Below are 26681 nucleotides of genomic sequence, written 5' to 3'. Positions count from 1 at the left end.
GATGAAGAAGGTCATGACCGCGTTGCTCGCGGCAAGCGCCCTGGTGACGCTCGCGGCGTGTGGGGGCAACAGTGACGACAGTTCCGGTGACTCCGGATCGTCGAACGAGAAGGTGACGCTGAAGTTCCAGAGCCTCGCGTTCCAGAAGACCACTGTCGCCGCGACCAAGAAGATCGTCGCGGACTGGAACGCCGCCAACCCGAACATCCAGGTCGAGTACGTCCAGGGCAGCTGGGACTCGGTGCACGATCAGCTGGTCACCCAGTTCCAGGGTGGTACGGCGCCGGACATCATCCAGGACGAGTCCGCCGACATCACCGGCTTCGCGAACCAGGGTTACCTCGCCGACCTGTCGCCGTACCTGAGTCAGGAGACGAAGGACGCCGTACCGCAGGGTGTCTGGGACTCGGTGTCCAGCGACGGCAAGGTGTGGGCGGCGCCGACGCTGCTGCAGTCGTACGTCGTCTTCGGCAACTCCGCGTTGCTCAAGCAGGCCGGGATCGCGACGACCGGTGAGTCGTTGAGCTGGGATCAACTGCAGGCGGATGCCAAGAAGCTCACTGCGGGCGGCAAGTACGGTCTCGGCTGGGGTCTGAAGAGCCCGACCGCGACCGTGCTGAACCTGGGGATGAACTTCGACGCGCAGTTCTTCGAGGGCACCGGCCGGGACGCGACCGCGAAGATCGGCGACCCCGAGCTCGAGGTGCCGAAGCGGATCCACGCGATGGCCTACACGGACAAGTCGATCGAGCCGACCTCGCTGACGCAGAGCGGTTCCGACGTTCTGCCGGGCTTCTTCGCCGGCAAATACGCGATGGTCGTCGGTGGCAACTACGCCGCCCAGCAGATGGTCGAGCAGGCGCCGAAGGGCTTCCAGTGGGAGGTGCTGCCGCCACTGAAGGGCACCAGCGTCAAGCAGGCGGCGAACCCACAGACGCTGTCGGTGCCGGCCGAGGGCAAGCACATCAAGCAGTCCGCGCAGTTCATCGACTACTTCATGAAGGCCGAGAACCTGGCCGCGGTCGGACAGGGTGACTGGCTGATCCCGACCACCCAGGCGGCCCGGGACGCGATCCTGAAGACGACCGGCGGCAAGAACGGCTGGCAGCAGACGCTGGCCGGCGCCGGCGAGCTGACCAAGGCGCCGTTCCAGAGCGTGGAGAACTACCCGAAGTGGAAGGACCAGATCGCGACACCTGCCTTACAGGAGTACTTGGCTAACAAGACCGATCTGGCGACCTTGGGCAAGAAACTGAGTGACGGATGGGGTCAGGTCAACAGCTGATGCCTGACAGAACCAACACCTTGCTGGAGGAGAAGGCGACAGGGGTCCTCGTCGGCTCCGCGGTCGGTGACGCGATCGGCGGTGCCGTCGAGGGCTGGACCCCGGAGGCGATCCAGGAACGGCACGGCGGCTGGGTGACCGGCATCGTCGGTCCCTGGTACGACGAGTGGCGCACCGCCCGGCCGATCGCGCCGTACCACAAGGGTGACGGGCACATCACCGACGACACCTTGATGACGCATGCGCTGGTTGAGGTGTACGACGAGCGCCGGGCCCACCTGGATGCGTATGCGATCGCGGACGTGCTGGTGCCGAAGATGATGATCGGGCGCCGGTGGGTGCCCGAGCTGGAGACCGACGCGCTGCTGCTGCACCGGGTGTTCCTGGCCGAGAAGTGGCTGGTCACCCGGTTGCACTACGGGCACGTCGATCCGCGCGAGGCCGGCGTCGGCAACATCGTCAACTGTGGCGCGGCGATGTACATGGCGCCGGTCGGGATCGCCAACGCGGGCGACCCGGACGGCGCCTACGCCGAGGCGATCGACGTCGCCGGTGCCCACCAGTCGAGTTACGGGCGGGAGGCGGCCGGCGTGTTCGCGGCCGCCGTCGCCGCCGCGATGACGCCCGGGGCAACGGCTGCCTCGGCGGTGGAGGCGGGGCTGGCGCTGGCCAAGGACGGCACTCGGAGGGCCGTCGAGGCGGTGGTCGCGGCCGCTGACGGGATCACCGACTGGGAGCAGGCGATTCCCGTGCTGCGTAAGGCAATCGAGCCCTATGACCTGATCGGGCCGGACTATCGCGACCAGTCTCTCGACGCCCGCAGGCCGAGTCGGACCAAGTCGATCGAGGAGCTCCCGGTGGCGCTCGGGTTCGTGCTGGTGTCGGAGGGCGACGTACGACGTGCCGTCCTTGGCGGCACCAATTACGGCCGGGATGCGGACTCGATCGCGTCGATGGCCGGTGCGATCACCGGCGCGCTCAACGGACTGGACGGCGTACCGGCGGACTGGGCGGCGGACATCGCCGAGGCGAGCAAGACCAACCTGGAGCTGCCCGGGCGCGTGATGGCGTCGGTGGCGGAGGACATCCGCGCGGCCGACGCCGAGCGGTGGGCCCGGCGGACGGCCGCGCTGGACGCACTGGTCTGAATGTCAGGCGCTATAGGCCTCGAGTTCGACGATGCGGGAGTACCCGTGATCGTTGGAGTCTTGTATGACAAGTCGCACTGCATTGCTTGTCACCGGTGTGAACGAGACAGACACGTGTCCTTGCACGTTGCCGCGGATCTCGCCGACCGTGGTCCATTCGGAGCCGACCCGGATCTGGACGTCGAAGTCGCGGATGCCCATCACGGCGGCCGGGTAGCGGGCCGAGTCGAGCGTCTGCAGCACGACTCGGCCGACCGTCGTCGGAGCGATGAAGTCGACGCCGTAGTTGTCCGGGAAGACGCCCTTGGTGGCGTCGTGCCAACCGCTGGCGCCCCACTGCTCGGAGTCGGCGTTGCCGTCGACGCCGCCGCAGAGCCGCATGTTGCCGTGCGTGGACGAGGCGACGGCCTGTTCACCGAGCAGCAGGTTGTCGCCCGGCCCTTTCGGCGGCGTCGGCAGGATCGTGACCGGTGCGGTGAGCTGCTCGCGTCCAACCTGCAGCCTGACGCTGTACGTCGCCGGCGCGGTGCCGCGAGGGACCGTCACTTCGAGCGGCGCCTTCACGAGCTGGTCGACGGGCAGATAGCTGGAGAACTGATGCCGGGACAGGGTCAGTCCTGGGTCGCCGCTGATACGCATGTCGGCGATGGTCGCCTTCCGGCCGGTGTTGGTCATGCCGAGGGTGAGCTTGCCGGACGGGAAGCACGGCAGCGGCACCACCTCGACCGGCTGCGGGGTGGCGCTGATCTCGATGGTGTTGCCATGAGCAACTGCCAGCGAGGGAACGAGCAAGGCGAGCGGGACGGCGAGCAGGGCGGCGCGATTCATGGTCGATTCCGTTCAGGCCAGGTGGGTACCGGGACGGCCGTCCTCGACGACCAGGGTGGCTCGGGTGGACGCCGTACCGCCGGGCGTGGTGACGCGGTCGACGATGCGGAACTCCGACGTCCACTGGGTGCGGTCGAGGCGGCAGCTGAGGTAGCCCCGCTGGACGTTCTGGAACTTGACGTGCGGGTTCTCGGCGAGGAGTGCATTGCCGGTGGCGTCCGCGTCGACACCGTCCTTGCCGGAGGAGATCGACGTGGTGACGAACTCGGTACCGACAACCGGCGTCGAAGGGTCGGCGAAGTCGACCCGCAGATCGGAGGCGACGCTGCGATGCAGATCTCCGGTCAGTACGACGAAGTTGCGCACCCCGCGATCGCGGACGCCGGACAGCACCCGGTCCCGGGAGGCGGCGTACCCGTTCCAGGTGTCCATCGGCAGCTCGAGATCCGGGCCGGGCTTCCGATCGAGTTGGGCCATCGCGACCTGCTGGGCGACCACGTTCCACCGGCTGGGGGAGCGGCCGAGTGTCTCGAGCAGCCAGCGTTCCTGCTCGGCACCTGTGATCGTGCGGGCAGGATCCTGCGAAACCTCATCCGGCGGCAGCCAACCACCGGTGCCCGTCTGGTCGTCACGGAACTGCCGGGTGTCCAGCACGCTCAGGTCGGCCGTGCGGCCGTAGCGGAGATGCCGGTGCAGGCGGATGGACGGCCCGTCGGCGGACTGGTCGAGGCGCAGCGGCATGTGTTCCCAGTACGCCCGGAAGCCGTTGGCACGGCGTACCACGAACTCGTCGTGCGGCAGGCCGTCCTCGGAGATGTAGCCGGCCCAGTTCCCCTCCACCTCGTGGTCGTCCAGCGTCACCACCCACGGCGCAGCCGCGTGTGCGGCTTGCAGGTCGGGGTCGGTGCGGTGGAGCGCGTACCGGGCGCGGTACTCGTCCAGCGTGAAGATCTCACCGGCGAAGTCGACCGGCACAGCCTGGTTGCGGACGCCGGCCGTCGGACCGACGCCGACCTCGTAGATGTAGTCGCCGAGGAACAGCACCACGTCGTGGTCCCGTTGTACGACGTCCTGGTACGCCGTGTAGTAGCCGTCGTAGAAGGCTTGGCACGACGCGACCGCCATCGTCACCGCGGGCTGGTCGGTCGGCGCGGGCGCGGTACGAGTACGTCCGACCGGACTGATCTGACCCTTGGCGCGGAATCGGTAGAAGTAGTGCCGCCACGGCCGCAGTCCGCGGACGTCGACGTGCACAGTGTGCGCGTACTCCGGCCGAGCGTGGGCCGTGCCGCGTCGTACCACTCTGCGGAACGCGTCGTCGTCGGCGACCTCCCAGTCGACGGTCACCATGCGGTCGTCCATCCCGCCGAACGGCTCCAGCGGGCCCGGCGCGAGGCGGGTCCAGATCACCACGGCGTCCGGCATCGGATCGCCGGACGCGACGCCCAAGGTGAACAACGGCCGGTTGTCGGTGCGATGCGGTATTCCTACTGCATCAAGACCTGCGTCAAGGCCAGGGAGGTTGCCGGTGAGGGCGAGAGCGGCGGCGGCGCCGGTCGCGGTGAGGAAGCTGCGGCGGGTGGACATGTGACGGAGTATCAGGCGGTTGTGTCACGACGTTCCAGGGACGCGTTTCGCCTGCTGCAACAAGGGAAGGAAGGATCCGGATGAGACTGAGCTGGGTGCAGCCGGAGGATCTGCTGCCACATCAACTGATCCAATCCCGCTCCGAAGGTGTCGACGTCGCCGACGTCGAGGCCCGATGGCGCGAAGCCGGCGGTGCGACGGACGCCCCGGCCTCGGGAGCCACGGACGAGCCGGCCTCGCCGGAACTGCGATCGCTGGCCCGCGAACTGATGGACGAACTGGACCGGCGGGCCACCGCATGGCAGGAACCGGCCATCCCCGACGTCCCGGTGCTCAAAAGCGCGGATGACGTCGAGCAGCGGACGCTGAACGCGTGGTTGGGCCGGGCCGCCGGGAACCTGCTCGGGAAGCCGGTGGAGAAGATCCCGCGTGAGGGCATCCGGGAGATCCTGGAGACGTCGGGCCAGTGGCCGCTCACGCAGTACATCACCGCGATCGGCGTACCGGACGAAGTGCAGGAGCGCTGGCCGTGGAACCGGCGGTCGAAGCCGACCAGCCTGCGCGAGGTCATCAACGGGATGCCCGAGGACGACGACCTCAACTTCGCCATCCTGGCGCTTCAGTTGCTGGAGCGGCATGGCTCGGCGCTGACCACGGAGGACGTCGCGGAGGCCTGGCTGAACGACCTGCCCGCCGGCCGTGTGTTCACCGCAGAGCGCGTTGCCTACCGCAACCTTCTCGACGGCGTCGAGCCGGCCCGGGCAGCGGTAGTCGGCAACCCGTTCCGCGAGTGGATCGGTGCACAGATCCGCACCGACGCATACGGCTGGGCGCATCCGGGCGACCGCACGGCGGCAGCCCGGCTCGCGCTGGTCGACGCACGTTTGAGCCACAGCGGTGCAGGTGTCGACGGAGCTCTCTGGGTCGCTGCGATGTCGGCCGCAGCTCTGGTCTTGGACGACCCAAGCGAAGTGGCCGTCGCCGGGCTCGAGGTCGTCGCCGCCGACGGCGCAATCGCACAAGCTGTCCGCTTCGGGTTGGCTCTCGCGGAGGTCGAATTGGATGAAGCGCTCGACGCCTTGCACGCGGAGTACGGCGACCTGCATTGGGTGCACGCGGTGAACAACACAGCACTCACGGCGTACGCGTTGACCGCTCCCGACTTCGCCACCGCGGTCGGTCGTTCGGTGATGGGCGGGTGGGACACCGACTCGGCCGGCGCCACGGTCGGTGCGGTGTTTGGCGCAGTACGCGGGGTTCCGGCAGAGTGGTCTGCACCACTGGACAACCGGGTGGCCACGAGCCTGCCGGGAATGAACCAGATCGCGATCGACGAGCTGGCAGCGAGGACTGTGGAGGTGGCACGGGGTGGAGCCTGATGTCGTCCCTGATGTGGTCATTGTGGGCAGTGCGAACGTGGACCTGGTTCTCCCGGTCCAGCGGATCCCGCGCCCCGGCGAAACCGTGCTCTCGGGGGTGATGACCCGCGGACCCGGTGGCAAGGGAGCGAATCAGGCGGTCGCGTCGGCCCGGGCAGGCGCACGAACTGCGATCGTCGCCTCACTGGGCATGGACGACGCCGGTGATCTTCTCCGCGACGCACTGTCCGGCGCCGGTGTTGACCTCTCCCTGGTCTCGTCGTCGAGCAGCACCCCGACCGGTACGGCGATCATCACGGTCGACGACTCCGGGGAGAACTCGATCGTGGTCGCGCCGGGTGCGAACGGCGAGCTGACGCTGTCCGAGGAGGCGGCCCGGGTCGTGGGCCGAGCGAAAATCGTTCTTTCCCAATTGGAGATCCCGTTCGCGACCGTCCAGGAGGCGGCCGCGACGAGCTCGTACTTCATCCTCAACGCGGCCCCGGCGGCCGAGCTCTCCGACGACTTGCTCGCCGACGTGGACCTGCTGGTGGTGAATGAGACCGAGGCGGAGATGATCGCCGGCGCCGACCGGTCCGCGCTGCTCAAACGGGTGCCGGCCGCCGTCGTCACGCTCGGCGGTGCCGGTGCGGTGATCCTGACCCGAGGCGGTGACGAGATCGAGGTCCCGGGAGTCCAGGTCGACGTGGTCGACACCACGGCCGCGGGTGACACGTTCTGCGGTGTGCTGGCGGCAGCATTGTCTGCTGTGTCAGCTACCGACCCGATCACGGCAAGCGACCTGACGAATGCTGTCCGACGCGCTAACGTTGCTGCTTCATTGAGTGTTCAGGCCGCGGGGGCGATTCCCTCGGTGCCTCACGGGGATGCAATCGACGCGCGTTATGCGGAGGTGTACCTGTGAATCCGCTCGAGCCGCGGCCCATCGATCTGCCCGCCAGGGTCGATCTGGGGCTCCGGGCCGACCTGGCCTTCCTCGACGACGCCAAGATCCTCGGCGCGCCGGAGGACCCGGCCGACCTGCCGCGGTGGCGCGGCAAGCTCGCCGAGTGGTTGATCGGCGCGTACGACCGGACGCCGTACGACGGCACGCACTACGAGGTCCCCGGCCGGGAGTGGACCCAGACGGCGTACTCGGTGGCGCTCGTCTGGCTCTGGGACGACCAGCTCTACGACGTCGAGACCGGGAAGTTCACGCCGGACAAGTTCGTCCAGCACGGGATCGACGACTTCGGCGGGTACGACGCGGTCGTGCTGTGGCATGCCTATCCGGTGATCGGCATCGACTCGCGCAACCAGTTCGACTTCTACCGCGACGTACCGAAGTTGCGGGAGTTGATCGACGACCTGCACCGGCTCGGGCTGAAGGTGTTCTTCGACTACAACCCGTGGGACGTCGGCACCCGCCGGGCCGCGCGTTCGGACGCGGAGGAGTTCGCGTCTCTCGTCACCGACTACGCCGTCGACGGTGTCTTCCTGGACACGCTGAAGGAGGGTGACCCGGCCTTCACCCGCGCGCTGCGCAAGGCGAATCCGGCGATCGCCTTCGAAGGCGAGTCGCGGTTGCCGATGGCAAGAGTCGGGGACCACGCGCTGTCCTGGGCGCAGTGGTTCGCCGACACGAAGGCGCCCGGCATCCTGCGTGCGCACCTGTTCGAGCGCCGGCACATGATGCACCACACCCGCCGCTGGAACCGCGACCACAGCGACGAGCTGCAGTCCGCCTGGGTGAACGGCGTCGGCATGCTGGTCTGGGAGTCGGTCTTCTCCGCGTGGGTCGGCTGGAACGCGCGCGACCGGGCGACGCTGCGCCGGATGGTTGCCGCGCAACGCGCCTTCGCGCCGGTGCTGATCAACGGTGACTGGATCCAACTGACGCCGGAGGTCCCGGACAAGGCGCGGGAGCACGGCGTCTACGGTTCGCGCTGGGATCTGGCCGACATCACCTTCTGGACGCTGATCAACCGCGACGAGGAGGACTTCGAGGGCATCGTGCTGCGCTCGGAGGATCAGGTCGGCGACTGGTACGACGTGACGTCCGGCGTACCGATCACCGCCGACGACGACGGGGTCCACCTGGTCGTTCCAGGGCGTGGTGTGACCGGGATCGTCCGGGTCGGCGCCACCGCCGGACCCAGTTGCCGGGCCACGGCACGGCGGCTGGGCACGCTGCCGCGACCGCACCTGAAGGACTCCGCGTTCCCGATGTCACCGGCTCGGCGGGTCGAGGTGGCCGCGGTGTCCGGTGACGCCGAGCTTGGCCCGGTGGTCGTCGTACCGGCGGGGGAGCAGGCGTTGACGGTCCGGCACCGGCGACGTGAGACCGGGCTGTACGACCAGGCGCCGTACGTGGAGGAGTGGAAGCCGCTGCCGCCACGGTTGCACGACATCCAGACAGTCCGACGGGACGTCGTGTTGGAGGGCATCTCGGTCGCGATCTCCGAAGTGACGAACGCTCAGTACGCCGAGTTCCTCGGGGCGACCGGTTATCGGCCGCGGATTGCGAACAGGTTCCTCAAGCACTGGGTCGACGGCGCGCCCGTCGTCGGGACTGAGGGCCACCCGGTGACGTACGTCGACCTGCCGGACGCGCGCGCCTACGCGGCCTGGCGCGGCGGGCGGTTGCCGACCGAGGACGAGTGGCAGGTCGCGGCCGGACTGGATGGGTTCACCCGGGCCGAGCCATTGGTGTGGAACCTGACCGAGAGCGAGCATCGGGACGGGCGCAGCCGGTTCTGCATCCTCAAGGGCGGGTCGCATTATGTTGCCGAGGGTTCCGACTGGTACTCCGACGGCGGGCCGAAGGAACCCGAGGTGAGCTTCAAGCTCGTGTTGACCGGTGGTGGTCTCGATCGCTCCGAGACCATCGGTTTCAGGGTTGCGGGATGAGACCTGCTCCACTCGACGGTGTGAAGGTGCTGGAGGCGGCGACGCTGTTCGCGGGACCGCTGGCGGCGACGTTCCTGGCGGACTTCGGGGCCGACGTCACCAAGATCGAGCACCCGGCCCGACCCGATGCGGCCCGGACACACGGCGCCTCGAAGGACGGTGTCGGGCTGTGGTTCAAGACGCTCGGCCGGAACAAGCGGCTCGCGACGCTCGACCTGTCCCGGGGTCGCGACGTCTTCCTCGAGTTGGTGCGTCAGAACGACGTACTGGTCGAGAACTTCCGGCCGGGAACGCTGGAGCGCTGGGGCCTCGGTCCCGACGTGCTGCTCTCGGTCAACCCCCGGCTGGTGATCGCCCGGGTCACGGCGTTCGGTCAGGTCGGGCCATGGTCGAGCCGGCCGGGATTCGGGTCGCTGGCTGAGGCGATGAGCGGGTTCGCCGCCGTGACCGGTGAGCCGGACGGCCCGCCGACGCTGCCGCCGTTCGGGCTGGCCGACGGGATCACCGCGCTCGCGACCGCGTACGGCGTGATGGTCGCGCTGCGCGAGCGTGATCGGTCCGGCCAGGGGCAGGTGATCGACATGGCGATCATCGAACCGATCCTGATGATGCTCGGCGGTGGCATCACGGCGTACCAGCAGACTGGGTACGTCCAGCCGCGGCTAGGAAACCGGTCGTCGAACAACGCGCCGCGCAACGTCTACCGGACCGCTGACGGCCGATGGGTCGCGGTGTCGACCAGTTCGCAGAGCATCGCCGAGCGCGTGATGGCTCTGGTGGGACGGCCGGAGTTGGTCGAGGAGCCGTGGTTCCGGACCGGTCGGGAGCGGGCCGAGCATGCCGACGTACTGGACGACGCGGTCGGGTCGTGGATCGCGGAGCGGTCGCTGGATGACGTGATGACGGCGTTCGAGAAGGCGGAGGCCGCGGTCGGGCCGGTGCACGACATCCGCGGCATCATGACCGATCCGCAGTACGCCGCTCTGCAGACGATCGTTGCCGTGGACGACGAGGAGTTGGGGGGACCGGTGCAGATGCAGAACGTGTTGTTCCGGTTGTCGGAGTCGCCGGGGTCGATCCGCTGGGCCGGCCGGCCACATGGCGCGAACACCGACGAGGTGCTCGCGGAGATCGGCGTCACGCCCGAGCAACTCGCGGCGCTGCGCGAAGCCGGCGTGGTCTAGGTGCTTACTGCGCTGTATGTCCCGGCCAACCGGCCGGATCGGTTCGCGAAGGCAGTTGCCGCTGGCCCCGATGTGGTCGTGTTCGATCTGGAGGATGCGGTCCCGGTCGACGACAAGGCGGACGCGCGCGGCTGGGCGGTGGCGTGGATCGCCGCCAACGCCTCGGGTCCGGTGGAGGTCCGGGTGAACGCGCCCGGTACGCCGTGGATCGAGGACGACCTGGCCGCGGTGGCCGCGGTGCCGCGGATCCGGGTCCGGCTGCCGAAGGTGGAGAGCGCGGCCGACATTCACGCCGTACTGGAACAGGTGCCGTCGGCAAGGATCACGGCAATCATCGAGTCGCCGCTGGGACTGGAGAAGGCGTTCGAGATCGCTTCGTCGGATCCGCGCGTGGTCGCGGTCGCACTCGGCGAAGCTGACCTGGCCAGCTCGCTGGGTGTCGACGGCTCTCCCGGTCTGGCATGGGCTCGCGGTCGGCTGGTGTCGGCGTCCCGGGCCGCCGGGTTGGGTGCACCGATGATGTCGGTGTATCCGCATGTCAACGATCTGGACGGATTGCGGCGGACGAGTCTGGAGGGCCGGGCGCTCGGCTTCGTCGGGCGTACGGCGATCCACCCGCGGCAGCTGGCGACGATCGTCGAGTGCTTCACGCCAACCGCCGTACAGATGGCCGAGGCCGAGGCCCTGCTGACCGCAGTCGAGAAGGCCGGGGTGGCCGAAGGTGGTGTGATCGTGCTGCCGGACGGCCGGATGGTCGACCCAGCCATGGTGGGGCGCGCCCGCGAGCTGACCACCCTGATGCGAGAGATCGAAGCCAGGCAGAGTTAGGGCATCCCACCCGATCCCGTGCGTGCTGCGCGGCACTCGGTGGCGCACCGAGACACACCACCGAGCACCTGCTCGCGACTGCACGGGATCGGGCGGCATGCCCTAAGGTCGTAGGCATGCTGCCGCGCAGTGTTGATGCCGTGGTGATCGGGTCGGGGCCGAATGGGCTGGTGAGCGCGATCGCCCTCGCCGACGCGGGCTGGGACGTGCTGGTGCTGGAGGCAGCCGAGACCTTCGGCGGTGCGGTCCGGTCAACCGAGAGCGACGGCTGGATCAGCGATCGTTTCAGTTCGAACTACCCACTCGGCGTGGCGTCACCGGTACTGCGCGCACTCGAGCTGGAGAACCACGGCCTTCGCTGGGCGCATGCGCCGCTGCCACTCGTTCACCTGCTGGACGAGGAAGGCGGCTCGGTCGCGCTCCATCCGGACCCTGAGGACACCGCGAAGTCGATCGCGGTCGACCATCCCCAGGACGGCGAAGCGTGGCTGCGGCTCTACCAGCAGTACGTCGCGATCCGTGAGCCGCTGCTGAAAGCGCTGCTCACCGCGTGGCCGCCGGTCGGGCCGGGCCTCAAGCTGGTCCGCAAGCTCGGGTCGGCGGGGGAGCTGCTGCGATTCGCGCGGTTCATGGCGATGCCGATGCATCGGATGGGCAAGGAGTTGTTCGAGGGTCCGCGCGGCGGTGCCTTGCTCGCCGGCAATGCACTGCACGCGGATGCACCGTTGTTGGGCAGTGTCAGCGGCACGATGGGCTGGCTGCTCGCGATGCTGGCGCAGGACGTCGGCTACCCGGTCGCCGAGGGCGGATCGAGCTCGTTGTCCGGTGCCTTGGTCCGACGGGCCGAACGCGCCGGTGCCTTGCTCGTCACCGGTACGCCGGTCTCCGCGATCGAGGTCTCGTCCGGGCGCGTGACCGGCGTACGCACGGCTTCCGGGGAGACGGTGGTGGTCAACCGCGCCGTCATCGCGGACACGTCGGCGCCGACGCTCTACGACGATCTGTTGCCGAGTGCAACGATCCCGGCCGGGCTGCGGCGGGACCTGGATGAGCGGTTCGAGTGGGACTACCCGACGGTCAAGCTGAACTTCCGGCTGCGCGGACCGATCCCGTGGCGGTCGCCCGAGGCGCGGTCCGCCGGCGTGGTGCACCTGGCCGGAACCGCCGACGACCTCGTCCACCTGGGCGCCGACCTCGACACCGGCCGGCTGCCGTCGGCGCCGTTCCTGCTGATCGGGCAGACCACGAAGTCGGATCCGACCCGCTCACCGGAGGGGACCGAGGCTGTCTGGGCCTACTCGCACCTGCCGCGTGGAATCGCGGACGATGAGTCGGCGGGGAAGCTGGCCGGCCGGATGGAGCGTGCGATCGAGCGGTTCGCTCCCGGGTTCAGCGACCTGATCATCGACCGGGACCTGCAACGCCCGAGCGCCTTCGAGGCCGGCAACGCGTCCCTCGGCCTCGGCGCCGTGGGCGGCGGCACCATGCAACTCCACCAGCAACTGGTCTTCCGCCCGACCATCGGCCTCGGCAGCCCACGCACCTTCGTCTCCGGCCTCTACCTCGGCAGCTCCGCCATCCACCCCGGCGGCGGCGTCCACGGCGCCTGCGGCCACCTGGCCGCCCGCACAGCCCTCCGCGACGCCTCCGTCCTAGGCCCCCTAACCCGCACCCTCCCCACCGCCGCCCTCCGCCACCTCCAACGCTGACCCACCACCCCACTCCGCCAGCCGTCGCCCAGTCCGCCAGCCCCCACCCCGCCCGCCAGCCGTCGCCCCAGTCCGCCAGCCGTCGCCCCAGTCCGCCAGCCGTCGCCGCGGCCCGCTCCGCCGCCCCGCCTTCCGCACGGCGCCCCCGTCCGCTCCGCCGCCCCCACCTTCCCCAGGGCGCCCTTCCTCGGCCCTCGGGACAACCCCCAATCCGAGGGGTTGACCACCGACCTGGGGGGTTGCCCACTCAGAATCTCGGTGGGCAACCCCCAATCTCAGGGGCTGATCCCACCGGCCGGCTCCGGCGGCCACATCCAAGCCTGGCCCCGCCGGCCGCATCCGACGCTGGCCCCCACCTTCCCCGGGCGCCCTTCCGCCCGTCGGGACACCCCAATCCGAGGGGTTGACCACCGACCTGGGGGGTTGCCCACTCAGAATCTCGGTGGGCAACCCCCAATCTCAGGGGCTGACCCCACCGGCCGGCTCCGGCGGCCACATCCAAGCCTGGCCCCGCCGGCCGCCTCCGACACCCGGTCCCGCCGGGCCGCGCCGCCGCCCACCTCCCCGCCCAGCCCTGCCGGCCACCTCCAGGCCGGCCGGTCGCCGGGGCCGACGGCCCAGTGACGGCAACTTGAGTGGATGACCCATGAACTTGTGGGTTATCCACTCACATTCGCGGTGGAGAACCCCCAAGTTGAGGGGTTATCCACCCAAATGCGGGGAGGTGGGGTCAGTGGTTGTGGGGTGGTGGGCGGGTGGGGGAATAGGGTCGGGGGGTGCGGTTGGATGAGGGGACGTGCCGGGGTCGGGTCGCGGCGGCGCGGGTGGGGCGGTTGGCGACGGTGGGGGCTGATCTGCGGCCGCACGTCGTACCGGTGACTTATGCGGTGCATGGCGACGAGGTGTTCGTCGGGATCGATCAGAAGCCGAAGACGACGATCGCGCTGCGGCGGTTGCGGAACATCGCGGAGAACGCGCGGGTGGCGATCCTGGTCGACGAGTACGACGAGGACTGGACGCATCTGTGGTGGGTGCGGGTCGACGGGGTCGCGCGGGTGCTGTCGGAGGCGCCGGCGGCGGTCGACTTGTTGCGGGCGAAGTACCCGCAGTACGAGGCCGATCCGCCGCGCGGGCCGGTGATCGTCGTACAGGTGGACGGCTGGTCCGGCTGGTCCTACACCTGAGTCGCGATGCGGAGGGCAGCGACGAGGTCGCGGTGGAGGTCGCCGGTCTGGAGCAGGTCCTGGGCGCGCTCACTCGGCCGTATGGCGGCGGACGTCGGCCTGGACAGGGGGCTCGATGCGGCGTCCTCGCCCCAGCCGCCCGGACACCGTCTGACGCGTGTCTCGGTGGGGGAGCGCGGTTCGAAGCCGGCGTTCTGCCCCCACTCGGCCGTACGGCGGCTGCCGCCGACCTGGGGGAGGGGGCGGTTCGAAGCGGCGCGGTCACTCGGGCGTACGGCGGCTGAGGCCGAGCGGGGAGGGGGCGGTTCGAAGCGGCGCGGTCACTCGGCGGTACGTCGGCTGATGCCGAGCTGGGAGGGGGTGACTCGAAGCGGCGCGCTCGGTCTGCCGTTCGGCTGGCGCGGGCCTGGGTAGGGGTGGCTCGAAGCGGCGCGGTCGGTCGGCTGTGCGGTTGGCGCGGGCTTGGGAGGGGGAGGGCTCGAAGCGGCGGGCTTGCGGCGGTCGGGCGGAGGGTGACCGGTGCGGGCCTAGGGTGGGGTGGGTGAGTGGAGGAGGGTTGCGGGTGGGTGATGGAGTGGGTGTTGAAGGGGTGCTGCGGGAGTTGGCGCCTCAGGTGCTGGGGTTTCTGGCTCGGCGGCATGGGCAGTTCGATCTGTGCGAGGACGCCGTACAGGAGGCCTTGCTGGCGGCGGCGACGCAGTGGCCGGTGGATGGTGTACCGGCGAATCCGCGCGGCTGGTTGATCACGGTCGCTACCCGGCGGCTGACTGACCAGTTCCGCAGTGAGAACGCGCGGCGGCGGCGTGAGGACTCCGTCGCGGCGATGGCCGGGCCGGAGGAGATGGTTGCCCCAGGCGCTGATGTGGACGCGCCGCCAGACTCCGATGACACGCTCACCCTGCTGTTTCTGTGCTGCCATCCGGCTGTCACGCCGGCCTCGCAGGTCGCGCTCACGTTGCGCGCGGTCGGCGGTCTGACGACCGCTGAGATTGCCCGGGCGTTCATGGTGCCGGAGGCAACGATGGCGCCACGGATCAGCCGGGCGAAGAAGAGCATCAAGGCGGCCGGGAGCCGGTTCGCGATGCCGCCGGAGGAGGAGCGGGCCGATCGGCTGCGGGTGGTGCTCCAGGTGCTGTACCTGATCTTCAACGAGGGGTATACGGCCAGCTCGGGCGAGGAGTTGCAGCGGGTCGAGCTGACCGCCGAGGCGATCCGGCTGGCCCGGATGCTGCACGAGCTGCTGCCCGACGACGGCGAGGTGGCGGGCCTGCTGGCGTTGATGCTGCTGACGGATTCCCGTCGTACGGCGCGTACGACGGCCGACGGCGGCCTGGTCCCGATCGACGAGCAGGACCGGGCGCTGTGGGATCGCAAGCAGATCGAGGAAGGCGCCGCGCTGATTCTGCGGACCTTGGCTCAGGGGGCCGTCGGTACGTACCAGGTGCAGGCGGCGATCGCGGCGATCCATGCCGAGGCGCCGAGTGCCGAGGAGACCGACTGGCGCGAGATCCTCGGTCTCTACCTGCTGTTGGAGAAGCTCGCACCGAACCCCATGGTCACGCTGAACCGGGCGATCGCACTCGCCCAGGTCGAAGGTCCCCAGGCCGGTCTCGACCTGCTCGCCACGCTCGACGCCGACAAGAACGTCACCGAGACCCACCGGCTGGATGCCGTACGCGCACATCTCTTCGAGCGGGCGGGCGAGCTCGCGAAGGCGCATGATCACTACCTCGCCGCCGCACGCCGTACGACGAGCCTGCCCGAGCAGCGCTACCTGACCGCCAAAGCCGCCGGCATCTCCGGAGGGAACACCGGCGGCTGACGTCTAGGCATCTCCGGGGGAGCTGGCCCGCGAACTCCCGCAGAGGAGAAGGCACCTTGACGGCGAGCGTGGCCAGGGGTGCGCAGCCGAGGAAGGCGGGGGCGCCGACGATGGCGACGACGTTCATTCCGTCGGTGAAGGCTGCCTTGGCGGCGGTGGCCGGTCGGACCCGAGCTGACCGGACAGTTGATGGGCAATCCGAGCGGCATTCCGCCGTGCCGCGGCCGTGCTGTGTGCTGGGTCACGTGACCTGGGTTGTAACTTCGGTTTACAGTAGCGGGTATGAGCCTTCCGGTGAAGAGCCGCCGAGACGCCATCGGCCGCGGGGTCGCGTTGCTGAATCGGCTGGCGAACTCGCGGGCGATCGACCGGTTCGGGTTGCGGAAGCAGACCGAGCGGGTGGTGTTCGAGGCGACCAAGACCGGATTCCGGACGGCTGGCGCGCTGACTCGGAGCTTCACGGCCGCGTCGAAACTCGCCCAACCATCGCGGCTGCCGGTCGCGAAGGGGAGTGGGCGGTTCGATCTGACCCCGACCGAGGACCAGCAGATGGTCGTCGAGGTGGTCAAGGAGTTCGCTGCGGAGGTACTGCGACCTGCCGCAGCCGACGCGGACACCGCCTGTGCGACGGACCCGAAGGTGCTCGAGCAGTCCGCCGAGCTCGGATTGAGCCTGATCGAGGTACCGGAGGAGCTCGGCGGCATCGTCACCGAGCGGTCTGCGATGACCGGCGTACTGGTCGCCGAGGCGATGGCGCACGGCGACTTGGGTCAGGCGGTCGCGTGCCTGGCGCCGGCGGCGGTGAGTACGGCGATCTCGCTGTGGGGTGACGAGACGCAGCAGGCGACGTACTTGCCCGCGTTCACCGGTTCGTCGGTACCGGCGGCCGCGTTGGCGATCCTTGAACCGCGGCCATTATTTGACCCGTTTACATTGCAGACAACAGCGACTGGCGGACTGTTGAACGGGGTGAAGTCGCTGGTGCCGCGAGGCGCTGAGGCCGAACTGTTCGTGATCGCCGCACAGCTGGAGGACCAGGGTCCGGCGTTGTTCCTGGTCGAGTCGGAGCACCCCGGCGTGACGATCGAGGCGGAGCCGTCGATGGGCCTGCGCGCGGCCTCGCTGAGCCGGGTGATTCTCGAGGATGTGCCGGCTGTGCAGCTGGGCACGCTCCAGGACTACGCCGAGTGCGTGCGGCTCTCGCGGCTCGGGTGGTGTGCGTTGTCGCTCGGTACGGCGAAGGCTGTGCTCGACTACGTCACGCCGTACGTGAACGAGCGGACCGCCTTCGGCGAGCCGATCAGTCACCGGCAGTCGGTCGCGTTCATGGTCGCGAATATCGGGATCGAGCTGGAGGGTATGCGACTCGTCACCTATCGGGCCGGATCGCGTGCTGAGCAAGGGCTTCCGTTCGCTCGCGAGGTCGCGTTGGCGCGGCGGTTGTGCATCGACAAGGGCATGCAGATCGGGAGTGACGGCGTCCAGCTGCTCGGCGGGCACGGGTTCGTGAAGGAGCATCCGGTGGAGCGGTGGTACCGCGACCTGCGGGCGATCGGCGTGATGGAAGGTGCGGTGCTGGTCTGATGATCAACCTGGAGACGCCACGCAAGTTCCGCATGTTCATCAACCAGGCGCATCAGGTCGCGGCGGAGATGCTGCGGCCGAACTCGCGCAAGTACGACCTGGCCGAGCACACCTATCCGGTCGAGCTGGACATGCTCGCCGCGGTGGTCGACGGATTGGGTGCCTCGGGCACCGGTTCGGGCGCGGGCGCTTCCGGCGTACGTCGTACGGCGGACGCCGCTGACGGGGTCGTGAACGGATCGAACCTCTCCTCGGTGTTGTCGGTCATGGAGATGTGCTGGGGAGATGTCGGGCTGCTGTTGTCGATGCCGCGACAGGGCCTCGGTAACTCGGCGATCGCGTCAGTGGCCTCGGACGAGCAGCTTCGGCACTTCGACGGAGTCTGGGCCGGCATGGCGATCACCGAGCCCGGGTGCGGATCGGATTCCGCCAACATCCAGACGACGGCGCGGCTTGATGGTGATCACTATGTCCTCGACGGCGAGAAGATCTTCGTCACGGCCGGCGGTCGCTGCGACGCGGTCGTGGTGTGGGCGACGCTGGACAAGTCGCTGGGACGCGCTGCGATCAAGTCGTTCGTCGTGCCGAAGGACACGCCCGGTATGACGGTCGAGCGGCTCGACCACAAGCTCGGCATCCGCGCCTCCGACACCGCCACCATCCGCTTCGAGAACTGCCGGGTGCCCGCCGCCAACCTGCTGGGTTCACCCGAGATCGACACGGACAAAGGGTTTGCGGGTGTCATGCAGACCTTCGACAACACTCGTCCGCTGGTCGCCGCGATGGCCGTCGGCGTTGCTCGTGCTTCGCTGGAGCTCACCCGTTCGTTGCTCGCCGACGCTGGTGTGGAGGTCGACTACGACCGCCCCGTCCACCTCCAGCCCGCGGCGGCAGCGTCGTACCTCCAGATGGAATCCGACTGGGAAGCCGCCTATCTCCTGACGCTGCAGGCCGCGTGGATGGCCGACAACGGCAAGCCGAACTCCCTCCAAGCCTCGATGGCCAAAGCCAAAGCCGGCCGCACCGCCAACGACATCACCCTCCGCTGCATCGAACTGACCGGCACCCTGGGCTACTCCGAACACAACCTGCTGGAGAAATGGGCCCGAGACTCCAAGATCCTCGACATTTTCGAGGGGACTCAACAAATCCAGCAGTTGATCATCGCGAGGAGACTGCTCGGGAAGACGTCTGCTGAGCTGAAGTAGCCGTATCTACTGGCTCGCGATCGACAGGTACGCGCGGCTCGGCTCCAGGTTCGGGCCGCTCTGGTGGTGGAGCAACACTGGCTGCGCGCGCTGGCCGGTCAACGCCGACCGCTACGTCGGACCGTGGACAGCTCGTACCTCGGCGCCCGTGCTGGTGGTGGGGAACTTCTTCGACGGTGTCACCGACTATGCCGGCGCCGTGGCGAGCGACCAGTTGCTGCGCAACAGCCGCCTGCTCAGCTACGCCGGCTGGGGGCACACCGCGTACGGACGCAGCCAGTGTGTGACCGACTACGTGGACGCCTACTTGCTCACGGTGTCGCTTCCGCCGCACGGAAAGGTGTGCCCCGCGAACCCGAATCCGTTCCTGGTTGGGGCAGCTCGCGAGCTCCGGCGGACAGCGCCGCTGGTCGGCCTTCCGCCACCGTGGTTCGTTCGCCGCTGAACTGCCCGCGACGCTGCAGCCCGCGTCGCTGAGTTGGCCGCGGCGCTGCTGCCCGCGACGCTGCAGCCTGCAGTCGTAGGAATGCACCGCGTATCTGAGGGTTTCTGCTGCGGATCTGAGGGGTTCACTCGGATGTGGGTGAGTGGCCTGCGGACGAATCGTGAAGGGGTAGCGGCGATCCGCGCCGCGAAGTCCCCAGGGAGCGATCATGAACCGCAAGTACTCGACCCTCGCACTGGTTGCAGTCGCGATGGGCGCCGTCGCCTTCACCACGACCGAGGCCTCGGCCAAGACGGACCCGGGGACTCCCGGATCCACCTCACAGACCGCGCCGCCAGTGTCCACCTGGCCGGAGGAGGGATCCGGCTACCCGGGAGCTGGCACCTGGCGCTCGGAGTACAACTACCCGAACTTCGACCCGAAGTACGAGGTAGTCCCCGCGCAGGCCGCCGCGGTCTCGCAGAGTAGGTCGGACGACAACGGAGTCGAGGCTCTCCAGTCCGGCGCGTCCGCGCTCGGTGGTGCGGCCCTCGCGTTCAGCGGCCTGTGGCTGTACCGGCGTCGCCAGTTGGCGAACGGTTAGTCCAGCAAATCGGGAATCCCTAAGGTGAGGAGGGACGGACCGATGGTGGCAATCGTTCTGCTACTGATGGTTGGGACGGCCACGGGTATCGGCGTCCTGGTCCTGGTCAGCCTGCTCGGTGGGGCTGACCAGGACCGGGACCTCGAGATCGAGCACGAGAACTGGCGCCGGGCGAACGCCGAGGTGATCTCGGTACTGCGGACCAGCAACCGCACGTTCTTGCTGGTCCGCTACCTGGTCGGGACCTCGCTGATCCGCAACGACGTGCGGTACCCGCTTCCGGGGGCGGTGCCGCCCGTCGGTCGGCGGGTCCCGATCAGGTACGACCCCTTGGCGCCGGCGCGGGTGGTGTTCGACGTACACCCGCTCCGCCGTACGCCGCCGAGGGCGGCCAGACCCCGCCGTCCGGTCACTCGCAGTTCGTGATCGGGCACTCCAAACCCTGCAGACAGTCCGGCCCAATGGGGTCAGACTGGGGGCCGTGGGAGGGGCAGCGATCGCGAGCTCGTCTGGGATGGCCGGCCGGATCGAGGAGCGGGGGATTCTCGGGGCGGCGATCCAGGGAGCGGTCGACGGACGGCCGGGCGCGGTGTTCGTGCACGGCGAGGCCGGCGTGGGTAAGACGCGTCTGGTCAGAGCAGTGTGTGACGAGGCCGCTGCGAAAGGCGTGTTCGTCCTGTGGGGCCGATGCGTCCGTTTCGGAGCCGTGGACGCGCCGTACGTTCCGCTGATCGGCGCGTTGGAGGGCTGGGTGGAGTCCGCCGAACCCCACCAACTGTCCGAGGTACTTGATGCTGTTCCGGCCGCGGGGGAGTTGTTGCCTTCGCTGGGCGGGTACGCGTCCGACAGTGGGGTCCGGCTCTTGTCTGTGGTGGATGCGCTGGTGATGGCGATCGCCTCGCACGGTCCGACGGTTCTGGTCGTGGACGACGTGCAGTGGGCCGATCTGGCATCCCGCGATGCGCTGGCCTACCTGGTTGCCGGATTCCGCGGCCAGCGGTTGGCGGTCCTGGCCACCTACCGGGACGAGGAGCTCGCGTCCGGTGATCCGTTGTACACCTGGCTGGCCGACCTGCGGCGGTTGCCGTTGGTGACGGACATCCGGCTGGACAGGCTGAGCTGGGACGAGACCGAGCAACAGCTCGCGCTCCTCCTGGGTGGTTCCCCGTACCACCGCCTCGTGGACGAGGTCGTACGACGATCCGACGGCAATCCGTACCTCAGTGAACTGCTGGTCCAGGGCGTCACGAGCACCGCCGCAGGGCTGCCCGCCGATCTGCCGGCGGAGCTGACGGGAGCGCTGCTGGCCGCCTGGCATCGGCTCTCGGCGCCGGGGCGGGAAGTCATGCGGGTGATGGCGGTCGCGGGGCGTCCGACGTCGATCGAGGACCTGAGGGAGGTCGCGGCGGCAGGTGGGATCGGGCCCGAGGCGCTGACGGCCGCGCTTGTCGAGGCGACCAGCGCCGGGATCAGCGTGGTGCACGGTCCTGACAGGTTCTGGTTCCGGCATCCACTGCTGGCCGAGGTCCTGTACGCCACCTTCGTCCCGGGCGAGGCCGAACCCGTCCACGCCGCGTGGGCGAAGACGCTGGCGTCTCGTTCCGCCACCGGCCTCGACGAGGTGCAACGGCAGGGCGATCTGGCCCAGCACTACGAGCGCGCACGGGATCTGCAGGCATGCCTGGAGGCGTCGCTTCGGGCAGCCGAGCTCGCGAAGGCGAGCAGAGCGCCCCGTGAGGAGGCCGTCCATCTGCGCCGGGCGGTGCGTATCTGGCCGATGGTCCACAGCGGGGACAGTGCGGGCCGGCATCGTGAGCTGGACCTCTGGGAGCGCGTTGCCCGGGCCGACGATCTGCTCGGCGACGGCGAGGCGAGCTTCGCGGCGTGGTCCCGCACGCTCGAACTCGTAGACGAGCGCACCGACCCGCTTCACGCCTGCCGGCTGCTGAGGCGTTGGGCAGACTCCGCCTGGGCCACCGGCCGAACCAATGGCAGACCGATCGCCGAGGCAGAGCACGCGGTCGAGCTGAGCCGGGCGGCTCCCGACAGTGCGGAGTACGCCGACGCACTCGCGTATCTGAGTTGGTGTCAATGGTGGAACAACGAGCCCGACATCGCTCGTAGGTACGGCGAGGACGCGGTCCAGGCAGCCCATCGATCAGGGTCGAACGCGGCGCTGGGTCTGGCCTACGCGGTTCGTGGAAATGTCGATGCGAACGGTGAGCGTTCCGATCCCGATACCGCGGCAGGCCTACGTTACGCCCAACTGACCGGCGACCCCGAACTGATCTGGCGGACTCTGGTGATCAGGCAGAACTACCTGGGCCGGCGAGGTCGGATCAAGGATTGCGTCGAGCTGACGAGGGACTTCCTCCCGTTCGCCATCGGCGCCGGCGCCCTGTCGGTGGCGGTCTTCGCTGCCGGCCTGCTGGCTCATCACCTGTTGATGTTCGGACGCTTGGCCGAAGCCGATGGCGTCATCCGTGAGGGTCTTTCCCTGGCCGGCATGCCGAATGCGAGCGCAATGGTCAGGCTGAGCGCGGCCTCGTTGTCGGTCCGGCGAGGAGACCTCGACGTGGCGGGAATGCACCTGCAACGAGCCAAGGAGTTGATGCCGGACGTCGAGAACCGGGCCGGATTGTCAGCGCAGACCGTCCTGGCCGAGTATCTGCTCGCCACGGGCGGGGACGGGCAGGCCCTCGATCTGATGTCACGAACGCTGGCAGTCCTCGCCGCCGACACCCGTGACGCGGACGAGATGCTGGTGTGGGGTGCACGGGCCGCGGCCGACCTGATGGAGGCGGCGCGGGATCGAGGCGACAGCGAAGACGTCCTGGCGGTGCGAGCGGCCTACGACGACCTCCTGATCGTGCGCCGAAGCATGCTTCCGCCAGCTTTCGAGGTCGGCGGCTCCGAGGATCTGATCCAGCCTGCGATGCAGGCGTTGTTCACCGCGGAGGCCGCAAGGGGCGCGGCGCAGACATCCACATCAGCCGCCTGGGAGGACGCCGCACGCCGGTGTGACGCCGCGGGCCTGCGGTGGGACGAGGCGGTCGCCTCCTGGCGGTGGGCACAGGCTCTGTTCGACGAGGGAGCCATCCGGGCTGTCGTCGCCAGACCGCTGAGATCCGCCTACCGCTTCGCCGTCGAGGTCGGCGCGCGCCCCCTGCTGCACCAGGTCGAGACACTGGCCGCCGTCGGCAGGATCTCGCTCGGGGAACCGGCGGCCGCACGCGTCCAGCCACCGGCACCCTTCGACTCCTTGACGAAGCGCGAGCACGAGGTGCTCTCCCACCTGGTCGCAGGCCGGACGTACGGCGAGATCGCGAAGGCCCTGTTCATCAGTGAGAAGACGGTCAGCGTGCACGTGTCGAACCTGCTGCACAAGACCGGGACGTCATCGCGTCGCGAGGTTGCGGCCCTGGCCGTCAGACTCGACCAATCGTCGACGAACCTCCAGGACTAACTGTCTTGCAGCCGACCGAGAGCGCGGCGGGCAGTGCGGTTGCCGGATGACGGGTGGCCGACGGCCGTGCCGTACAGCACGATCTCGGACTCGATATCGAGGCCCAGCAGCCCGGACAGTTCGTCGTCGAAGAAGCCACCGAGATTGACCGTACCGAGGTCGAGCCCGGTCGCCGCGAGGACGAGGTTCTGGGCCACATGGCCTGCCTCCAGCAAGAGGTAGCGGTACCCGCGGTCGCCGTACTTGACCATGCTGCGCCCGCAGACCGCGGACAGCACCAGGACGACGGCGGCCTCGGCCGCCCACGGCTGATCCATGAACAGGTAGCTGACCAGCGGCGCGGGCACCGGATGCTCGCGGACCTGCTCCAGGCCGTCCGCGAGCGGCACGTAGTGATAGACCCCGGCCGGCAGGCCATCCACCGAGCGCACAACCAAGCTGAGTTCGAGCGGGTAGAGCCCACCGGCGGACGGCACCGCGCGGTCGACCATGTACAACGGGCCGTCGTCGGTCACTCCAACGGTGCCGTACCCGGCCCGCAGCAGGGTGGCCAACTCCGCGAGGCTGATCGGCCGGTCGCGAAATGCGCGGCAGGACACGCGGTCGCGGATCAGTTCGGCCAGCGGTGCGTCGACCCGTACGCCGGGCGGCAACGGCACCCACCGTGCCGTCGGATCCTCCCGTCCCGGCTGTGGTGGCGGCGAGATCGCCTCCGGGGTGGTGAACAGCCGACCCTCGGTCCCACGGTGGTAGGTCCAGGCCAGGGGTTGACTGGTGCGGAAGGCGGCGGGGTCAGGGGTCATTGGCCGTCCTCACGCGAGTGGGTGCGGATCGAGGTTCAGCTCGTCCAACCGCGCCGGCCCCGGTCGCAGCCCGATCCTGGCCGGCATCTCCAGCAGGCGGGAGCCGCCAAGCCGGGCTTGGCCCGCACCGAACCAGATCGGCACGAACCCTGGCACCACACCGCGGACGACCCGCACTCCGAGGCCGGCGACATCGGGCGGCGTGACGTCCACGGCGAGCACATCCGGCGCGACCTCGGCCAGCGATCGGGTCAGGGATCCGAGGCTATCGTTGCCCTGAGCAAGCAGCGAGGGTACGGAGTCCGGCCACGGCTCCTGTGGTGCCTCGCGGAGGAACCGCATCCCGGCGGCAGCCGCTGCCGGGTCGGCGTACACCAGATCGTGGTCGTCGAGGCTCGTGACTTTGGACGGCGCGGACGCCAGTTCCGCCACTCGGGCCCGGACCGCGGACCGCCGGAGCCTGGTACGCAACATCGGCCGCACCTGCATGACCTCGAGCACCGCGGAGCGGGCGGCGGCGATCGGCTCCAGCGCGGCAGCGGCGCCGATCACGGCGGCCGGTGCCCGGTCCGACCACGCGATGGCCAGGGCGACGGACGTCGACGTGTCGGTCGGCAGCAGGTGTACCACGAGCTCGACACCACGCCGCGCGTGCGCCGCGGCGATCGTGCGGGTCTGTTCGTCCGGTACGTCGGCGGCGGCCACACACCGGCCAGGGAGCCGATGCGACCAGGCGATCGCGAAGGCGTCCCGCTCGATCACCTCGAGTAGCGCCCGCAGCGTGGCGTCGGGCCAATCCGGCCCAGCCGCGAACCCGTTCGACGTGGACGGGAACAGTGCGGCTGCGGTCGGCGGGCGGTAGCCCAAATGCGTTGCCAGTAAGGGAATCCAGACCTCGTCGCCGGTCACCAGCGACTGTGCCGGCACCCACTCGAGTTCGGTCTCCGGCCGCCACCGTTGGTACTGCACGACGTCGTACTGGTGATCTGCGAACAGCACCAGGTCCCGCGGATGCAGCCCGGGCCGATCCAGCCCGTCGTACGTCGAAGTGAGCCTGCGCTCGGGTTGCCAGGTCATCGCGGCGTACCGTTCGACGGCCTCGCCGAGTGCGCTTTCACGAGCTTCCTGCCAGGTCCAGCCCTTGCCCGAGCAGGAGACGAAGGCATTGCGGCCGGCGCGGAAGTTGGCGTTCGCGATCTCGGCGCGGAGGATCAGCGGTCGCTCTGGCTCGTCGACGTCTTTCGGGATCACCTCCAGCGTGCGGATGAGCCCGCACAGTGGATCGACCGCGAGCCGCTCGATGCCATCGAAGTCGGTCGTGCCTAGACCAGCGTCAGCCTGAACGGCCGCCTCTGGCCGGCGGCCTTTTTTTGCACACGCCGGGCAGTCCGGGCGTGGCAGCACCGGATGCAGCTTCTCGGCGCCGCCGAGGGCGTCGAGCGTGAGCACGCCGGCGCGCAGTCGCGGCGGCGCGATCGCCAGCGTGTGCGCGAACAACTCGGCAACGACCGCGCCGGTGACCAGCGGCAGGAGTGCCGGCAGCACCGGCTTGACCGCGGCATTCGAGGGCCGGAGGGCGTCGAGCCCTTCCTCGAGCGCCATCGCAGCGGTGAAGTCCTCCTCGCAAGCCAGCGCACGCATCCGCCAGCACAGGTAGCAGGGACTCCGACCGGGCAGCACTAGTGGACCGAGGGTCGCCCGGGGACCCTGTAGGTCGACGTGCAGCGTCGGTATGTCCAACTGCAGACCGACCTGGTTGACCCACGAATGCAGAACCGGAAGCGCGCCATCACCGGCCGCGACGACGAGATCCGCACCCGCCATCAACGCCGGCAGATCTTCACGCTGCCGCGGGTACAGCGCCCGGACCAGACGGTCGGGCACGAGCCCGGCCCCGGTCAACGCCGCGTGGACCGCGTCGGCGAGATCCGCGCGCCCGATCAGGACGACGCGTAACGCGGCCAGCCGCCTGCCGACCGCCGCCCGCTCGTGGGCCGACGACGACACCAGGTACAGCCAGCTGGGTAGCAGATCCAGATCGTTGTCCACCTCTGCCAGGACGCCGGCCCTTAGTAGCGAGCCGATCAACCGGTCGAGCTCGGCCGCGGGCAGATCGGACAGGTCGTCCAGCAGATCCCCGCGGGTTCGCGGCTGGGCGAGCGCCGGCAGGATGCGGTCCCGCACCAACTGCGCGACCCCGGGCTCCAGCCGCAGCATCGCCGACGGCGTTCTGAGCACGGCGTCAGGGGCTGGACGACCATCGTGGCCTGCTGCGTTCGACGAGGAGACGTCGACGACGTCCAGCCCGGGGACCGGCACGATGAACGGCCCGGTCTTCACCTGCCCCGAGGTCATCCGCCGAGGTCGGCGAACCGCTGAACGGTGCCGGCGTCAAACTCGCCGGGCTGACCCGGTCCAGCCTGGGTCTCGAAGATTCCCATCATCGCGCACTTGAAAGCACCTCCGGCATGCAGATCACCAAGCCCGGAATCTGAGTCGGACGCCAGAATGTCGCGGACCTTGATGTAGTTCCGCCACTCCGCGTCGGTCACCAGCTCCAAGTTCTGAAGCATTTCCCGGACCTCTCTCTTGAGGTCCTCGAGCTCCGGAATCGACATCGCTTCCCCTCCACATCCCTGGGCAGCGAGGTGACGTCAGGTAAATCCTCCTTGGCTGATCTGCCCTTGCGGCGCCCCCCGCGACCAAATCGGCGGCCTTCGACCACCTGCCATCGAGTATTGACCTGGTG

21 protein-coding genes are annotated in these 26681 nt (G+C 69.2%); 16 read left to right on the top strand and 5 right to left on the bottom strand.

Annotated features, from left to right (window positions below):
- The first annotated feature begins 1 nt into the window (after position 1).
- The gene (locus EV652_RS14060) at positions 2 to 1285 is read left to right on the top strand and encodes an ABC transporter substrate-binding protein (RefSeq protein WP_242001751.1); all 1284 of its coding nucleotides are present in this window, start codon (positions 2 to 4) and stop codon (positions 1283 to 1285) included.
- Positions 1285 to 2433: an ADP-ribosylglycohydrolase family protein gene (locus tag EV652_RS14055; RefSeq protein ID WP_132209530.1), complete on the top strand. Its 1149-nt coding sequence runs from the start codon at positions 1285 to 1287 to the stop codon at positions 2431 to 2433. The genes EV652_RS14060 and EV652_RS14055 overlap by 1 nt, the downstream gene beginning before the upstream one ends.
- Positions 2434 to 2436: 3 nt before the next feature.
- Here the strand turns inward: EV652_RS14055 and EV652_RS14050 are convergent, their stop codons facing one another.
- Both EV652_RS14050 and EV652_RS14045 read right to left on the bottom strand, forming a co-directional pair.
- Complete coding sequence (locus EV652_RS14050; protein ID WP_132209529.1) at positions 2437 to 3261, bottom strand: discoidin domain-containing protein; 825 nt, start codon at positions 3259 to 3261, stop codon at positions 2437 to 2439.
- A 12-nt stretch (positions 3262 to 3273) separates the two neighbouring features.
- Positions 3274 to 4848, bottom strand: a complete 1575-nt coding sequence (locus tag EV652_RS14045; protein ID WP_132209528.1) for an alkaline phosphatase D family protein — start codon at positions 4846 to 4848, stop codon at positions 3274 to 3276.
- 80 nt (positions 4849 to 4928) lie between these two features.
- Here EV652_RS14045 and EV652_RS14040 point away from each other — a divergent pair, with 80 nt between their 5' ends.
- From EV652_RS14040 to EV652_RS46005, 14 genes are all read left to right on the top strand, one after another.
- On the top strand, positions 4929 to 6227 hold the full coding sequence (locus EV652_RS14040; protein ID WP_132209527.1) for an ADP-ribosylglycohydrolase family protein: 1299 nt from the start codon (positions 4929 to 4931) through the stop codon (positions 6225 to 6227).
- Complete coding sequence (locus tag EV652_RS14035; protein WP_132209526.1) at positions 6217 to 7131, top strand: ribokinase; 915 nt, start codon at positions 6217 to 6219, stop codon at positions 7129 to 7131. Before EV652_RS14040 ends, EV652_RS14035 begins: the two co-directional genes overlap by 11 nt.
- Entirely contained in the window at positions 7128 to 9116 is a 1989-nt protein-coding gene (locus EV652_RS14030; RefSeq protein WP_132209525.1) for an SUMF1/EgtB/PvdO family nonheme iron enzyme, read from the top strand. Before EV652_RS14035 ends, EV652_RS14030 begins: the two co-directional genes overlap by 4 nt.
- Positions 9113 to 10300, top strand: a complete 1188-nt coding sequence (locus tag EV652_RS14025) for a CaiB/BaiF CoA transferase family protein (protein ID WP_132209524.1) — start codon at positions 9113 to 9115, stop codon at positions 10298 to 10300. Before EV652_RS14030 ends, EV652_RS14025 begins: the two co-directional genes overlap by 4 nt.
- Positions 10301 to 11128, top strand: a complete 828-nt coding sequence (locus EV652_RS14020) for an HpcH/HpaI aldolase/citrate lyase family protein (RefSeq protein WP_132209523.1) — start codon at positions 10301 to 10303, stop codon at positions 11126 to 11128. It abuts the gene before it with no gap.
- Between the two features lie 116 nt (positions 11129 to 11244).
- On the top strand, positions 11245 to 12837 hold the full coding sequence (locus EV652_RS14015) for a phytoene desaturase family protein (protein ID WP_132209522.1): 1593 nt from the start codon (positions 11245 to 11247) through the stop codon (positions 12835 to 12837).
- Between the two features lie 776 nt (positions 12838 to 13613).
- Positions 13614 to 14021, top strand: a complete 408-nt coding sequence (locus EV652_RS14010; protein WP_132209521.1) for a TIGR03668 family PPOX class F420-dependent oxidoreductase — start codon at positions 13614 to 13616, stop codon at positions 14019 to 14021.
- 562 nt (positions 14022 to 14583) lie between these two features.
- Complete coding sequence (locus EV652_RS14005; RefSeq protein WP_132209520.1) at positions 14584 to 15843, top strand: RNA polymerase sigma factor; 1260 nt, start codon at positions 14584 to 14586, stop codon at positions 15841 to 15843.
- A gap of 282 nt (positions 15844 to 16125) precedes the next feature.
- Positions 16126 to 17427, top strand: a complete 1302-nt coding sequence (locus EV652_RS14000) for an acyl-CoA dehydrogenase family protein (RefSeq protein ID WP_132209519.1) — start codon at positions 16126 to 16128, stop codon at positions 17425 to 17427.
- Positions 17427 to 18635, top strand: a complete 1209-nt coding sequence (locus EV652_RS13995; protein WP_132209518.1) for an acyl-CoA dehydrogenase family protein — start codon at positions 17427 to 17429, stop codon at positions 18633 to 18635. Before EV652_RS14000 ends, EV652_RS13995 begins: the two co-directional genes overlap by 1 nt.
- 4 nt (positions 18636 to 18639) lie before the next feature.
- The gene (locus EV652_RS13990; RefSeq protein ID WP_132209517.1) at positions 18640 to 19080 is read left to right on the top strand and encodes an alpha/beta hydrolase; all 441 of its coding nucleotides are present in this window, start codon (positions 18640 to 18642) and stop codon (positions 19078 to 19080) included.
- Positions 19081 to 19288: 208 nt separating this feature from the next.
- Positions 19289 to 19663, top strand: a complete 375-nt coding sequence (locus EV652_RS13985) for a hypothetical protein (RefSeq protein ID WP_132209516.1) — start codon at positions 19289 to 19291, stop codon at positions 19661 to 19663.
- A 42-nt stretch (positions 19664 to 19705) separates the two neighbouring features.
- Complete coding sequence (locus EV652_RS13980) at positions 19706 to 20089, top strand: hypothetical protein (RefSeq protein ID WP_132209515.1); 384 nt, start codon at positions 19706 to 19708, stop codon at positions 20087 to 20089.
- Between the two features lie 55 nt (positions 20090 to 20144).
- A complete protein-coding gene (locus EV652_RS46005; RefSeq protein WP_132209514.1) occupies positions 20145 to 23129 on the top strand; it encodes a helix-turn-helix transcriptional regulator in 2985 nt (994 codons plus the stop codon).
- On the opposite strand, the gene EV652_RS13970 is transcribed toward EV652_RS46005, so the two are convergent.
- Genes EV652_RS13970 through EV652_RS13960 form a run of 3 tightly spaced genes read right to left on the bottom strand, consistent with a single transcriptional unit; the run spans position 23126 to position 26550 of the window.
- A complete protein-coding gene (locus tag EV652_RS13970; RefSeq protein WP_132209513.1) occupies positions 23126 to 23932 on the bottom strand; it encodes a SagB/ThcOx family dehydrogenase in 807 nt (268 codons plus the stop codon). The genes EV652_RS46005 and EV652_RS13970 overlap by 4 nt on opposite strands.
- A gap of 9 nt (positions 23933 to 23941) precedes the next feature.
- Positions 23942 to 26287, bottom strand: a complete 2346-nt coding sequence (locus EV652_RS13965) for a TOMM precursor leader peptide-binding protein (protein WP_132209512.1) — start codon at positions 26285 to 26287, stop codon at positions 23942 to 23944.
- Complete coding sequence (locus EV652_RS13960) at positions 26284 to 26550, bottom strand: hypothetical protein (protein WP_132209511.1); 267 nt, start codon at positions 26548 to 26550, stop codon at positions 26284 to 26286. The genes EV652_RS13965 and EV652_RS13960 overlap by 4 nt, the downstream gene beginning before the upstream one ends.
- Positions 26551 to 26681 lie beyond the last annotated feature (131 nt).

Source organism: Kribbella steppae (genome assembly GCF_004342025.1).
Lineage (GTDB): Bacteria > Actinomycetota > Actinomycetes > Propionibacteriales > Kribbellaceae > Kribbella > Kribbella steppae.
This window is presented reverse-complemented; position numbering and strand designations above follow the sequence as displayed.